Annotated in this window: 17 protein-coding genes; 9 read left to right on the top strand and 8 right to left on the bottom strand. The window is 67.3% G+C overall.

Annotated elements, in window-relative coordinates:
• Positions 1-42: 42 nt before the first annotated feature.
• The gene (locus AB0876_RS13910; protein WP_064884380.1) at positions 43-360 is read right to left on the bottom strand and encodes a putative quinol monooxygenase; all 318 of its coding nucleotides are present in this window, start codon (positions 358-360) and stop codon (positions 43-45) included.
• Positions 361-518: 158 nt separating this feature from the next.
• Here AB0876_RS13910 and AB0876_RS13905 point away from each other — a divergent pair, with 158 nt between their 5' ends.
• Positions 519-3,083 (top strand): DNA translocase FtsK, encoded by a 2,565-nt coding sequence (locus AB0876_RS13905; protein ID WP_526042207.1) that lies wholly within the window; start codon positions 519-521, stop codon positions 3,081-3,083.
• A gap of 56 nt (positions 3,084-3,139) precedes the next feature.
• Here the strand turns inward: AB0876_RS13905 and AB0876_RS13900 are convergent, their stop codons facing one another.
• Together AB0876_RS13900 and AB0876_RS13895 are read right to left on the bottom strand one after the other, a co-directional pair.
• Positions 3,140-3,754 carry a hypothetical protein gene (locus AB0876_RS13900; RefSeq protein WP_064960196.1) on the bottom strand — a complete coding sequence of 205 codons (615 nt, stop codon included), beginning with the start codon at positions 3,752-3,754 and terminating at the stop codon, positions 3,140-3,142.
• 24 nt (positions 3,755-3,778) lie between these two features.
• Positions 3,779-4,300: an amino-acid N-acetyltransferase gene (locus AB0876_RS13895; protein ID WP_269085847.1), complete on the bottom strand. Its 522-nt coding sequence runs from the start codon at positions 4,298-4,300 to the stop codon at positions 3,779-3,781.
• Positions 4,301-4,342: 42 nt separating this feature from the next.
• On the opposite strand from AB0876_RS13895, the gene pgsA reads away from it, so the two are divergent.
• The 5 genes from pgsA (at position 4,343) to pspM (ending at position 7,730) form a co-directional block, all read left to right on the top strand.
• Positions 4,343-4,948, top strand: a complete 606-nt coding sequence (gene pgsA / locus AB0876_RS13890; RefSeq protein ID WP_110916992.1) for a CDP-diacylglycerol--glycerol-3-phosphate 3-phosphatidyltransferase — start codon at positions 4,343-4,345, stop codon at positions 4,946-4,948.
• Positions 4,926-5,414 (top strand): CinA family protein, encoded by a 489-nt coding sequence (locus AB0876_RS13885; RefSeq protein ID WP_064884388.1) that lies wholly within the window; start codon positions 4,926-4,928, stop codon positions 5,412-5,414. The genes pgsA and AB0876_RS13885 overlap by 23 nt, the downstream gene beginning before the upstream one ends.
• 91 nt (positions 5,415-5,505) lie before the next feature.
• A complete protein-coding gene (gene clgR, locus AB0876_RS13880; RefSeq protein ID WP_448448550.1) occupies positions 5,506-5,847 on the top strand; it encodes a transcriptional regulator ClgR in 342 nt (113 codons plus the stop codon).
• Between the two features lie 228 nt (positions 5,848-6,075).
• Entirely contained in the window at positions 6,076-6,891 is an 816-nt protein-coding gene (gene pspA, locus AB0876_RS13875; protein ID WP_064960199.1) for a phage shock protein PspA, read from the top strand.
• A 20-nt stretch (positions 6,892-6,911) separates the two neighbouring features.
• Entirely contained in the window at positions 6,912-7,730 is an 819-nt protein-coding gene (pspM, locus tag AB0876_RS13870) for a phage shock envelope stress response protein PspM (protein WP_448448549.1), read from the top strand.
• Positions 7,731-7,737: 7 nt separating this feature from the next.
• Here pspM and AB0876_RS13865 read toward each other — a convergent pair whose 3' ends face one another.
• The gene (locus AB0876_RS13865) at positions 7,738-8,172 is read right to left on the bottom strand and encodes a limonene-1,2-epoxide hydrolase (RefSeq protein WP_064960201.1); all 435 of its coding nucleotides are present in this window, start codon (positions 8,170-8,172) and stop codon (positions 7,738-7,740) included.
• Between the two features lie 41 nt (positions 8,173-8,213).
• On the opposite strand from AB0876_RS13865, the gene AB0876_RS13860 reads away from it, so the two are divergent.
• The 3 genes from AB0876_RS13860 (at position 8,214) to AB0876_RS13850 (ending at position 9,854) form a co-directional block, all read left to right on the top strand.
• Positions 8,214-9,386: a glycosyltransferase gene (locus AB0876_RS13860; protein ID WP_526042206.1), complete on the top strand. Its 1,173-nt coding sequence runs from the start codon at positions 8,214-8,216 to the stop codon at positions 9,384-9,386.
• A gap of 9 nt (positions 9,387-9,395) precedes the next feature.
• Positions 9,396-9,590 (top strand): DUF3046 domain-containing protein, encoded by a 195-nt coding sequence (locus AB0876_RS13855; protein ID WP_491838808.1) that lies wholly within the window; start codon positions 9,396-9,398, stop codon positions 9,588-9,590.
• A gap of 81 nt (positions 9,591-9,671) precedes the next feature.
• Positions 9,672-9,854 carry a hypothetical protein gene (locus AB0876_RS13850; RefSeq protein WP_526042205.1) on the top strand — a complete coding sequence of 61 codons (183 nt, stop codon included), beginning with the start codon at positions 9,672-9,674 and terminating at the stop codon, positions 9,852-9,854.
• Positions 9,855-9,864: 10 nt separating this feature from the next.
• On the opposite strand, the gene hypD is transcribed toward AB0876_RS13850, so the two are convergent.
• Genes hypD through AB0876_RS13830 form a run of 4 tightly spaced genes read right to left on the bottom strand, consistent with a single transcriptional unit; the run spans position 9,865 to position 13,067 of the window.
• The gene (hypD, locus tag AB0876_RS13845; RefSeq protein ID WP_491838809.1) at positions 9,865-10,989 is read right to left on the bottom strand and encodes a hydrogenase formation protein HypD; all 1,125 of its coding nucleotides are present in this window, start codon (positions 10,987-10,989) and stop codon (positions 9,865-9,867) included.
• A gap of 16 nt (positions 10,990-11,005) precedes the next feature.
• Positions 11,006-11,278, bottom strand: a complete 273-nt coding sequence (locus AB0876_RS13840) for a HypC/HybG/HupF family hydrogenase formation chaperone (RefSeq protein WP_491838810.1) — start codon at positions 11,276-11,278, stop codon at positions 11,006-11,008.
• 17 nt (positions 11,279-11,295) lie between these two features.
• Positions 11,296-12,396, bottom strand: coding sequence for a hydrogenase expression/formation protein HypE (gene hypE, locus AB0876_RS13835; protein ID WP_491838811.1), 1,101 nt, complete (start codon positions 12,394-12,396; stop codon positions 11,296-11,298).
• Positions 12,393-13,067, bottom strand: coding sequence for a D-sedoheptulose-7-phosphate isomerase (locus AB0876_RS13830; RefSeq protein ID WP_491838812.1), 675 nt, complete (start codon positions 13,065-13,067; stop codon positions 12,393-12,395). The genes hypE and AB0876_RS13830 overlap by 4 nt, the downstream gene beginning before the upstream one ends.
• Position 13,068 lies beyond the last annotated feature (1 nt).

The following is a 13,068-nucleotide window of genomic DNA, read 5'->3' as shown; positions in this document are numbered from 1 at the left end:
CAAGCGCTCATCAGTGTTGTTTCTTCTTCGCGCAAGCGCTCATCAGCCGGCCCGCAGCTGTCCCTTGGCGGGGTCACCCGCCACCACGGGCTGCAACATTTTGATATCGGGAGCGCCGTCGAGCAGCTCGCCGATCGAGCCGAACAGGGTGCCGATGGCCGGAGCGGTGCTGTGGGTCTTGAGTGCGTCGGCGTCGGCCCACTGCTCGACGAAGACGAACGTGCCGTCGGACTCATGCAGTGAATACAGCTGGCAGCCCGGCTCGTCGTGCACGGCCGCGACGGCGTTGGTGCAGGCCTCGCGCACGGCGTCGACGGACTCGGGCTTGGCCTTCATGGTGGCGACGACAACAACTGGCATAGGTGCAGAACTCCTCATGAGAACCGAAACTGGACGACTGTCCACCCTAGGCGATAACCCGACGAAAATGGTTCGTATGGCTAAGTGTCATTTGAGACCGTCTTGTGACCCGTGTGGCACATGGTGATTGTGGGGCATGTGCGACTAGGCTTGCGGACATGGCTAACAAGACCGCCGGCCGATCCGGAGCGCGTTCGAGCAGGTCGAATGCCAGCTCGCGGGGCGGTTCGCGGCGTCCGGCGCCGGCCCGCAAGGGACGCCCGGCTGCGCCGCGGCGTAAGCCCGCACGCCGGCCCCAGGCCTCACCTGTCGCTGCCGCGGGCCAGAAGCTCGGCCAAGGTGCCCGCGCCGGGTGGCTGATGCTGGCCAAGGGAGCCGGATCGACCGCCCGCTCGGTGGGCCGGGCCCGCGATATCGAACCCGGACACCGCCGCGACGGGCTGGCGCTCGCGCTGCTGGGTATCGCCGTCGTGGTGGCCGCCAGTTCGTGGTTCCATGCGGCCGGCCCGGTGGGTCAGTGGATCGACACCGCCGTACGCACCCTGATCGGTGGACCGGTGGTGCTGGTGCCCGTCATTCTCGGCGCCATCGCCGTCGTCCTGATGCGCACCGAGCCGGACCCGGAGTCGCGCCCCCGGCTGATCCTGGGATCGGCCATGATCGCGCTGCCGTTGCTCGGCCTGTGGCACCTGTGGTCGGGATCGCCGCAGGATCCCGTCGCACGCCAGCACGCCGCCGGATTCGTCGGCTTCGCCATCGGTGGGCCCCTGTCGGACGGCCTGACCGAGTGGATCGCCGCGCCGCTGTTGTTCATGGGTGTGCTGTTCGGTCTGTTGTTGGTCACCGGGACGACGATCCGCGAGGTGCCCTCGACCCTGCGGACCATGTTCAGCACCCGGGCGTTCCACGACGAGTACGACGATGACGAGTACGACGACGACTACGTCGATGAGTACGAGGACGACGGCTACGACGATCTGTCCGACGGCTACTACGACGACGGCGCGTCGCGCGGCGACGCCCAGACCTGGCCGACAGTCGCCATCGAAGCCCCCAAGGCGCCGGCCGGCACGCCGATGGACAACTACCCGCTGCCCGAGGACACCGATGCGCCGACGGTCCCCGAGCCCGCGGTCAAGCCGCGCCCCAGGAAGAAGGCCGAGAGCAAGCCCAAGACCGACGACACCCTGGTCATGGACCGGGTCGTCGAGGGTCCGTACACCCTGCCTGCGCTGGATCTGCTGATCGCGGGCGACCCGCCGAAGCTGCGCACCGCGGCCAACGACCAGATGACCGACGCCATCACCTCGGTGCTGGAACAGTTCAAGGTCGACGCCGCCGTGACCGGTTGCACCCGCGGGCCGACCGTCACCCGCTACGAGGTCGAACTCGGACCCGGCGTCAAGGTCGAGAAGATCACCGCGCTGCACCGCAACATCGCCTACGCCGTCGCCACCGAGAGCGTGCGCATGCTGGCCCCGATCCCCGGCAAGTCCGCCGTGGGCATCGAGGTGCCCAACTCCGACCGTGAAATGGTCCGGCTCTCCGACGTTCTCACTGCGCCGTCGACCCGTCGCGACCACCACCCGCTGGTGATCGGCCTCGGCAAGGACATCGAAGGCGACTTCGTCTCGGCCAACCTGGCCAAGATGCCCCACCTTCTGGTGGCCGGCTCGACCGGCTCCGGTAAGTCCAGCTTCGTCAACTCGATGCTGGTCTCACTGCTGGCGCGAGCCACCCCGGAAGAGGTCAGGATGATCCTGATCGACCCGAAGATGGTGGAACTCACGCCGTACGAAGGCATTCCGCACCTCATCACGCCGATCATCACGGAACCGAAGAAGGCCGCCGCGGCACTGGCCTGGCTGGTCGAGGAGATGGAACAGCGCTACCAGGACATGAAGGCGTCCCGGGTCCGCCACATCGACGTGTTCAACGAGAAGGTGCGTTCGGGCGAGATCAGCACCCCGCTGGGTAGCGAGCGGGTCTACAAGCCCTACCCCTACATCCTGGCCATCGTCGACGAGCTCGCAGACCTGATGATGACCGCACCGCGTGACGTCGAGGACGCCATCGTCCGCATCACGCAGAAAGCCCGTGCCGCCGGTATCCACCTGGTGCTCGCCACCCAGCGGCCGTCGGTGGACGTCGTCACCGGTCTGATCAAGACCAACGTGCCGTCCCGGCTCGCGTTCGCGACCTCGTCACTCACCGACAGCCGCGTCATCCTGGACCAGCCAGGCGCCGAGAAGCTGATCGGCATGGGCGACGGCCTGTTCCTGCCGATGGGCGCCAACAAGCCGCTGCGCATGCAGGGCGCGTTCATCACCGACGAGGAGATCCACGCCGTCGTCGAGGCCACCAAGACCCAGGCCGAGCCGGAGTTCGTCGAGGGTGTCACCGCGGTCAAGGCCGGCGAGCGCAAGGACGTCGACCCGGACATCGGCGACGACATGGATGTCTTCCTGCAGGCCGTTGAGCTCGTGGTGTCTTCTCAGTTCGGCTCCACCTCGATGCTGCAGCGCAAGCTGCGTGTCGGTTTCGCCAAGGCGGGCCGGCTCATGGACCTGATGGAGACCCGACAGATAGTCGGGCCGTCCGAGGGCTCCAAGGCCCGCGAGGTGCTCGTGAAGCCCGACGAGCTGGCCGGCACGCTGATGCTGATCCGCGGCGGGTCCGACGCCAACGGTGCCGACGCGGACGACGATCCCGACGAGTTCTGAACCGCTGAGAGCGTCAACAACATTCGGGTGTCGACCACGTTGACGGGGTGGTCGAACTAGGCCTGCTTCCAGGCCGCGTCACGTAGGCCCGGCACCTGCTCTTTCAGCGCCTGGACCTGCGCGGAGGTCGCCTCCGGGCGCACCGTGACCGTGGTGTCGAAGGAATTGGTGTCGCCCGAGGTGGCGGCAGTCAGCACGGATTCGACGATGGGTGAGCGCGCGGCGCTCAGCCAGGTGGCCACGGTGTCGGCGACCAACGTCAGGTCCCACCCGGGCTCCACGCGGAGCCACGCGGAGGAGTCATTTCGCAGGGAGTAGTTGGGACGGGATCCGCCCAGCGGGTAGGTCAGCGTCAACTCGGCGGAGTTGGCCCGGTCCAGGTCCTCAACCAGGCCCTGCTCCATGAATGTCTTGGCTGCCGCACCGGCTTGCTCCGGTGTTGCGGAGGAACCCACTTCGGCTTTGAAGTAAATGAGTTCGCCGACGGTGATGTTGTGGGTGTAGTCGAGGTCGACGGTGGATATGCCTGGCATGGACTGCAGTTGGCGCACGATCGCCTCTGCGCCGGATTTGTGCCCGCCGGTGAGGTCGTTGATCAGGCCGCAACCGGCGGTACTGGTCGCGACGGCCAGACCGGCGACGGCCAGGGCCGCCGTTGTCGATTTCCGCACAATCCCCCCTGAACTGATGCAGGTTTACAACGTCAACAACATACGGGTATTGCCCAGGGTATTGGGCTTGACGTAGGACAGGTCGAGGAACTCCGCCACACCGGTGTCGTACGAGCGGCACATCTCCTCGTACACCTCGGCGGTCACCGGGGTGCCGTCGATTTCCTCGAAACCGTGCTTGCCGAAGAAGTCGACTTCGAAGGTCAGCACGAAGATACGGCTCAGGCGCAACTCGCGGGCGACGTCGAGCAACTGCTCGACGAGAACATGTCCCACGCCGGTGCCGCGGACTTTCGGATGCACCGCCACGGTGCGCACCTCACCGAGATCGGCCCACAACACGTGGAGCGCGCCGCATCCCACCACCTCATCGTCGAGTTCGGCGACCCAGAATTCCTGGACCGCCTCGTACAGCGTGACCAGGTTCTTCTCCAGCAGGATCTTGCCCGCATAGACGTCGACGAGGCCCTTGATCGCCGGGACATCGGACGTGCGGGCGCGGCGCACCACAGGGTGTTTGCGCGGCTCGACACTGCCTGGGTTCACAGGCGCAAGAGTATCCGTTACGGCAACCGATATTCTGTTGCGGTGCCGGGCCAACCTTCTACCGATCCGGTGGTCCCGCGTGCGCGCGTGGCCAACCTCGCCAACGTGCTCACCGGTGTACGAATGGTGCTGGTTCCGGTCTTCCTCGTATTTCTGTTCGTCGGCGACGGTCATGAATCCGGCTGGCGGATCGCCGCTTTCGCGGTGTTCGCGGTCGCGGTGATCACCGACCATCTCGATGGTGCGTTGGCCCGCAGCTACGGCATGATCACCGAGTTCGGCACCCTGGCCGATCCGATCGCCGACAAGGCGCTGATCGGCGCGGCGCTGATCGGACTCTCGATGCTGCACGACCTGCCCTGGTGGATCACCGTGGTGGTACTGACCCGTGAGATCGGAATCACGGTGCTGCGGTTCGCCGTGCTGCGTCACGGAGTCATCCCGGCCAGCCGTGGCGGCAAGCTCAAGACACTGGTGCAGGCCGTGGCCATCGGGTTGTTCGTGCTTCCGCTGCATTCGTGGCCCGACATCTGGCTCGATGTGGCCTGGGTGATCATGTGGGCCGCCGTGGTGCTGACCGTGCTCACCGGCGCCGATTACGTCCTCTCTGCGATCAGGGATTCACGTGGACGATCCGCTGCTCACTGACGACGCCAGGGCACTGGTCGCCGACCTGACGGTGCGCTCACAGAGCGTGGCCACCGCCGAGTCGCTGACCGGCGGCCTGCTGGCCGCGACGCTCGCAGGCGTGACAGGGGCTAGTGCGGTGCTACAGGGCGGACTGATCACCTACAACGAGGACACCAAGATCTGGTTGGCCGGCGTGGCCCCCCAGGTGCTCGACGCGGTCGGCCCCGTCGCTGCACCCACCGCGCGGGCACTGGCGGTCGGCGCCCGGCAGCGGTGCGCGGCCACCTGGGGTGTCGGCCTCACCGGCGTGGCCGGGCCGGAACCGCACGGCGGACACCCGGTGGGCACCGTGTTCATCGGCCTCGCCGGCCCGGTCGACACCGACGTCGTCGAGTTGGCCCTGTCCGGCTCGCGCTGGGACATCCGCCGCGCCGCCGTCGACGAGGCGATCGCCCGGCTGCGTTTCCTGGTCGAGAACCAGTAACCCAGATCTGCACCGGACTGCGGGAACCATGCGGTGGTCCGCGGCGTTGGTCAGTCAGCGGACCTGCGACCGCCAGGCGAAGGAGGGCACGATGACGGCATTGCTGCGTGAGGTGATTGGCGACGTGCTGCGTAACGCCCGCACCGAACAGGGTCGGACGTTGCGTCAAGTGTCCGACACGGCCCGGGTCAGCCTCGGGTACCTCTCCGAAGTCGAGCGGGGCCGCAAGGAGGCCTCCAGCGAACTGCTCAGCGCCATCTGCGACGCGCTGGACGTCCCGCTGTCGCGGGTGCTCACCGATGCCGGCGAGAGCATGGCCGAGCGTGAACACGCCTCCACAGCCGCCCGTCCCGATGTCGCTGCCAACGTCGCCCACATCGATGCGTCGACCAAGGTGGTCATCCCGCAGGTCGTGTCGATGGCCGTCGCGTGACCAGGGCCTGACGCCACCGCCGATGCCGGATTGATCGCGCTGTTCGTGTGCGGGTACGAATTTTCGCAAAACACCCATGCGAACAGTCGACGGGACTGTGGCTGCCTGTCCAGAACCGATAAGTTGGCATCAGAGGAATTGCGGCAACCTGAAGAGCAGTAGGACCCGAGCATCGGCTTGCTGGGCAAGCCTGACAGACAAGCCCGACAGATAAGGCGGAACGAACCCATGGCCAATCCGTTCGTCAAGGCATGGAAGTACCTGATGGCGCTGTTCAGCTCCAAGGTCGACGAATATGCCGACCCGAAGGTGCAGATCCAGCAGGCCATCGAGGACGCGCAGCGGCAACACCAGGCCCTGACCCAGCAGGCCGCCCAGGTCATCGGCAACCAGCGCCAGCTCGAGATGCGGCTCAGCCGGCAGCTCGCCGACATCGAGAAGCTGCAGGTCAACGTCCGCCAGGCGCTGACGCTGGCCGATCAGGCCACCGCGGCCGGTGACGCGGCCAAGGCCACCGAGTACAACAACGCCGCCGAGGCGTTCGCCGCCCAGCTCGTCACCGGAGAGCAGAGCGTCGAGGACCTCAAGGGTCTGCACGATCAGGCCTTGCAGGCCGCCGCGCAGGCCAAGAAGGCCGTCGAGCAGAACGCGATGATGCTGCAGCAGAAGATCGCCGAGCGCACCAAGCTGCTGTCCCAGCTCGAGCAGGCAAAGATGCAGGAGCAGGTCAGTGCCTCGCTCCGCTCCATGAGCGAGGTCGCCGCACCGGGCAACACCCCGAGCCTCGACGAGGTTCGCGACAAGATCGAGCGCCGCTACGCCAACGCCATCGGCCAGGCCGAGCTGGCGCAGAACTCGGTGCAGGGCCGCATGATGGAGGTGCAGCAGGCCAGCGTCCAGATGGCCGGCCATTCCCGGCTCGAGCAGATCCGGGCGTCGATGCGCGGCGACGCACTGCCCAGCGGCGGAGCCACCCCGTCCACCCCGGCCACTCCGGCAGCCAACCAGACTCCTGCCACCCCCGAGAATCCGCTCGGCCAGTAGAGATTCGAGTGTTCTAGATCATGGCTACCAAGACCGGTCGACCCGACGCCTGGAAATCGTTGGTGCAACGGGGTATCGACACCGCGGCAGACCTGTCCGGGGCCCTGACGGAGAAGCTCAGCGCCGCCGCCGATCCGCGCGCAAAGCTGTTGCGCAAGCGGCGGTGGGCGCTGCGCTTCGGGGTGTTCTTCACCCTGGCCACCGGGTTCTGGGTGCTCGCCACGGCGCTGCTGGCATCGTGGAGCACACCGGTCTGGGGCCTGATCATCACCGGCGCCATCGCGGCCGGTGCGGCATTCCCCGCGACGCTGTTCTGGCTGCGTTACCGCTGGCTGCGCGCGGAACCGCTGCCGGCGCAGCGGCCGGTCTCCGGACGTCGGTTGCCGCCGTGGGGTTCCGCGGCCCGTCAACCCATGGCGGCGCTGGTGGCCTCCGAGCGCGGCATGTTCTCGCTACTCGGTGTACTTGAACGCGGTCGGATACTTCCGGCCGACGAATTGCGGGAACTGACCGCGGTGGCCAACCACACTGCGCGGACCATGGCAGCTACCGCCACCGAGGTGGTGTCGATGGAGCGGGCCATCAGCAATGCCCCGCAGTCGCGCCAGCATCTGGTGCCCACCATCAACGCGTTCACCGCGCAGCTCGGCCAAGGCGTGCGGCAGTACAACGAGATGGTCACTGCCGCAGCGCAACTCGTATCGACGGTGAACGGCGGTCAGAGTGCGGCGTCGCCGTTGTCGCAGCAGCGCTACCGCAACGAGTTGACCGGCGCCACCGATCGTCTGGTCGGGTGGGCGCAGGCGTTCGACGAACTCGGTCAGCTGCGCCGCGCCTGACGCGCTGTTACAGCGACGTGCGCAGCGACGGCACGACCACACCGACGAGGCCGCGCAGCGTCGCCTTGAACATGTCAAGGAAGTCGAAGTAGTCCCGCCACAGCGTGATTCGGCCTTCGTGCACCTCGAACACGCCGCAGACCCAGAACTGCAGGCGCAGCGGCCCGAAGACCAGGGCGTCGGTGCGCTCGGTCAGGACCGCGGCGCCGTCGGCGGCGATCCGGTGGATCTTCACCTCGAAGCCGGCCTTGCCCTGCATCGAGCGGAACAGCTTCATCGCACGTTGGCGCCCGTAGATGGTCGGGAGCCCGACGTTCTGGTAGACGAGGTTCTGTGCCAGTGCGTTCTCGGCGGTGTCGAAGTCCTGCTCCTGCAGCGCGTTGAGGAACGTTTCGACCGTGCCGGTCTGGGTCGCCGCTGCGGTGGTGGATTGGTCAGACATGCCCGAAGCCTAGTGGGGGATGCCTGTGGCAAGGTAGGCCGGTGCGCGTAGCGGTGGTCGCCGGGCCCGATCCCGGACATGCCTTCCCGGCCCTTGCGTTGTGCCTGAAGTTCCTCGCCGCGGGGGATACCCCGACGCTGCTGACCGGGGTGGAGTGGCTCGACACCGCGCGGGCTGCCGGCGTCGACGCACGAGAACTCGTCGGTCTCGATGCGACCGATGGGGACGACGACGCCGACGCTGGGGCCAAGATCCATCAGCGCGCCGGGCGGATGGCGCAGCTCAACGTGCCCGTGCTGGAGGAGCTGCAACCGGATCTCGTGGTTTCCGACGTGATCACCGCCTGCGGCGGGCTGGCTGCCGAGCTGCTCGGGTTGCCGTGGGTGGAGCTCAACCCACATCCGCTGTACCTGCCGTCGAAGGGGTTGCCGCCGCTCGGCAGCGGGCTGGCCCCGGGCGTCGGTATCCGGGGACGACTCCGCGACACCGTCATGCGGGCACTGACCGCGCGGTCTGTGCGGGCGGGTCTGGCCGAGCGGGCCGGAGTGCGCGCCGCGATCGGCCTGCCCGCGGCCGACCCCGGCCCGTTGCGGCGCTTGATCGCCACCCTGCCCGCACTGGAGGTGCCGCGCCCGGATTGGCCGGCCGAGGCCGTGGTGGTGGGTCCGCTGCACTTCGAACCGACCGAGGCGGTGCTGACCGTGCCGCCGGGCTCGGGCCCGGTGGTGATGGTGGCGCCGTCTACCGCGACCACCGGGACGCAGGGGATGACCGAACTGGTGTTGGAGTCGCTCCGACCGGGTCAGACACTGCCCGAGGGGGCCCGTGTGGTGGTGTCGCGGCTCGGCGGGGCCGACGTGGAGGTGCCGCCGTGGGCGGCAGTGGGGCTCGGCCGTCAGGACGAGCTGCTGTCGCACGCCGATCTGGTGATCTGCGGTGGCGGGCACGGGCTGGTGTCCAAGGCGCTGCTGGCAGGTGTGCCGATGGTAGTGGTGCCGGGTGGCGGTGATCAATGGGAGATCGCCAATCGCGTTGTGCGACAAGGCAGTGCACAGCTGGTGCGGCCCCTTTCCGGGGAGGCGCTCACCGCGGCGGTCGGCACCGTGCTCGGGGCGTCGTCCTACCGTGCGGCCGCTGTGCGCGCCGGCGCCTCGATCGCCGACGTGGCTGAACCGGTACGGGTGTGCCATGACGCGCTGGCAGGCACTGGGTAGGTTGGGCCCGTGCGGTTGACGGAATTCAATGAGCTCGTGGACGGCCAGTTCGGCGCGATGCGGGGTCGATCGCTGCTCGTCGACCATGTGCTCGCGGCCCTCGACGGCCGCACTGCCGCGCAGGCCATCGAGGACGGGGTGGAGCCGCGTAGCGTGTGGCGGGCGTTGTGTGCGGACTTCGACGTCCCGCGCGAGCAGTGGTGAACAGTCACCGGTGAGCTGACGGGTCTTTTCCCCGCCGCAGATTCGGCGTATACCGGAGTCATGGGTCTTGGTGACCACCCGATGCGGACGCCTCTTTACGGTGTCCTACTGGTGATCGCAGCGGTGCTGCTGTGTTGGCTGGTCGCGTCAACTCTGTCCGGATGGCAGGCGGCCATCGGGTACTTCCTGGCCATCGGAGTCGGCGCATTCGGGTTCGTGATGACGCTGCGGGATCTCGACAACTTTCCGAACTGGCGTCGCTGAACCCCCATCGCTAATGCCGCAGCAACAGCTGTGCAGTTTCTCTGTGCAATCTGCCGAAGTTGTAGTAGGCCGCGCAGGCGCCCTCCGGGGACACCATGCAGGTGCCGATCGGGGTTTCCGGTGTGCAGGCCGTTCCGAAGACCTTGCATTCCCATGGCTTGATGACGCCCTTGAGCACCTCACCGCACTGGCAGGCCTTGGGGTCGGCAACCCGTACCCCGGGCATCTCGAAGATCAGCTCGGCATCGTAGGCGGCATAGTCGGGGTGAATCTTGAGCGCGCTCTGCGAGATGAAGCCGAGCCCGCGCCATTCGAAGTGCGGCCGTAGTTCGAACGTCTCCGCCATCAGTTTCAGCGCCGCGGTGTTGCCTTCCGGCCGCACCACCCGGGTGTACTGGTTCTCCACCTCGCAGCGGCCGTCACGGATCTGGCGCAGCAGCATGTGCACCGAAGCCAGGATGTCGAGCGGTTCGAAGCCCGCCACCACGATCGGCTTGTGGTAGACGGCAGGCACGAAGCGGTAGGGGCGCAGACCGACCACAGTCGAGACGTGGCCGGGCCCCAGGAACCCCGATAGTCGCAGGTCGGGTGACTCCAGGATGGCTTTGATCGGCGGGACGATGGTGACGTGATTGCAGAACACGCTGAAGTTGCCGACGCCGAGTGCGCGGGCGCGCACCAGGGTGACGGCGGTGGACGGCGCCGTGGTCTCGAATCCGACCGCGAAGAACACCACATGGCGGTCGGGATTGTCGCGGGCGATCTTCAGTGCATCGAGCGGTGAGTAGACGAAGCGGACGTCGGCGCCGCGGGCCTTGGCCTCGATGAGGTTGCCGTTGGACCCGGGCACCCGCATCATGTCGCCGAAGGTGGTGAAGATGACGCCGGGCTGTTCGGCCAACCACATCGCGTCGTCGACCCGGCCCATGGGGATCACGCACACCGGGCATCCGGGCCCGTGGACCAGTTCGATCGACTCCGGCAGCAGATGCTCGATCCCGTGCCGGTAGATGGTGTGGGTGTGGCCGCCGCAGACTTCCATGAACTTGAACTCGTCACCGGCGGCGAGCTCGGTGATCGCTTTCACCAGGACGCGGGCGGCCGCCGGGTCCCGGAATTCGTCGACGAACTTCATGCGACACCTCTTTGCGTCAGGCGATTTCGGAAGAATTGAACGCGTCGATCTCGGTCGTGTAGTCGGCGCCCATTTTCTGTACCTGGTCGAGCGTCAGCTTCGCCTCGTGCTCGTCGATTTTGGCCATCGCGAACCCGACGTGCACCAGTACCCAGTCGCCGACCTGCAGGTTGTCGTCGGCGAGCAGGCGCACGCTGATGACCCGGCGTACCCCGTTGACATCGACCTTGGCGAGGTGGGCCTCGGCGTCGACGATGTCGACGACCTGGCCGGGAATGCCCAGACACATGGGACTGCTCCTTTCACCTAGCAGATCCGGGGGAGCGGATCGCCCACGAGCATGTCGACGATCCGGCTGCCGCCGAAGGCGGTACGTAGCGCGACGATTCCGGGCGGCTCGGCGACGATCTCGCCGACCACCGTGGCCCGGGCGCCCTGCGCATGTGCGTGCAACGCGGTCACCGCAGCGTCGGCCTCGTCGGCCGGGACGATCGCGAGGAATTTCCCTTCGTTCGCGACGTAGAGGGGGTCGATGCCCAGCAGGTCGCAGGCACCCGCGACCTGTGGCTCGATGGGAATGCGGTCCTCGTCGAGGATCACCGCGAACGGTGAGTCCTTGGCCAGCTCGTTGCACACCGTGCCGACGCCTCCGCGGGTGGCGTCGCGCATCCACCGCGTGGACGGGGCGGCGGCCAGCAGGATCTCGACGAGTTCGTGCAAAGGTGCGGTGTCAGAGGCGATGTCGGCGTCGATGGCCAGGTCACCGCGCGCCAGCATGACCGCCATTCCGTGGTCACCGATCGTGCCGGACAGCAGTACCCGGTCCCCGGCACGCACACTCTCGCGCGAGAGATGTCTGCCCGCCGGCACGACTCCGACTCCGGCTGTGCAGATGTACATACCGTCGGCGGCACCCTTACCGACGACTTTCGTGTCGCCCGTGACGATCTGGACCCCGGCCCGTGCGGCGGCCTCGCTCATGTCGGCGACGATCTCGCGCAGCTCGGCGATCGGGAATCCCTCTTCGATGACGAAGCCCGCCGACAGCCATTGGGGGTGGGCGCCCGAGACCGCCAGGTCGTTGATGGTTCCGTGCACCGCGACATGCCCGATCGACCCGCCCGGGAAGCGGTGTGGGGCAACCACATACGAATCGGTAGAGAACGCCAGCGTGTCACCCGACGGGGTCCGCAGGACCGCGGCGTCCCCGAGCTGTTCGAGTTCGGGGTTGCGGAACGCCTCGACGAAGACCGCGTCGACCAGTGCGGCCGAGGACTTTCCGCCGGCGCCGTGGGCCAGGGTCACGACCTCGTCGATCAGTCGTGGGCGCCGCTGCCGGAATTTCTCGATCCGCTCCAGCACGCGGTCCTCGCGTTGGGCTGCGGTCGAGGTGGCGACGGTGCTCATGATGCGTACGCCTGCGACATCTGGTCCTGCACCACTGCCCACAGCCGGTAACCGAGCATCGCGTGGCTCTCCTGGATGCGATGAATGCTCTGGCTGTGCACCGTGAAACAGAAATCCAGATCCCCGGACTCCCCGGCTACGATCTCCATTCGTCCGCCGTCGTGCCCGGAGAATCCGATGGTGAGCACGCCGCGCATCTTGGCCTCGGCGATGGCCGTCATGAGGTCTTCGGAGTTACCCGACGTGGACAGTGCGATGGCGATGTCGCGATCGCGGGCGTGCGCGATGATCTGGCGTTTGAAGATCAGGTCGAAACCCACGTCGTTGCCCAGCGCCGTGACCACCGCCTCGTCGGCAGCAAGCGACCAGGCCGCCACCGGCCTTCCCCTCGCGGGCCGGCTGAACAGGGAGGCCAGGGTGGCTGCATCGGTGGAGCTGCCACCGTTGCCCAGGGTGTACAGGCGCCCACCGCGCAGGAAGCGATCGGCCATCGCGGTCCCCGCCGCGGTCAGGCCCGAGTCGTACTCCTGTAGTGATTCCTGTTGCAGCCGGGCGCTTTCGGTGGCCTTTCCGCGTGCCGATGCGGCCAGGTCGTCGAGCAGCGCCCGCACATCGGTCTCTTCGGACTCGATGAACGGGTAGAGGAATCCGGTGCTCTCAGTGTCGGTCATG

The organism is Mycobacterium sp. NPDC049093, from assembly GCF_040704635.1.
Taxonomy (GTDB): Bacteria; Actinomycetota; Actinomycetes; order Mycobacteriales; family Mycobacteriaceae; genus Mycobacterium.
The sequence above is the reverse complement of the archived record's forward strand: the minus strand, read 5'-3'. Positions and strand labels throughout refer to the sequence as shown.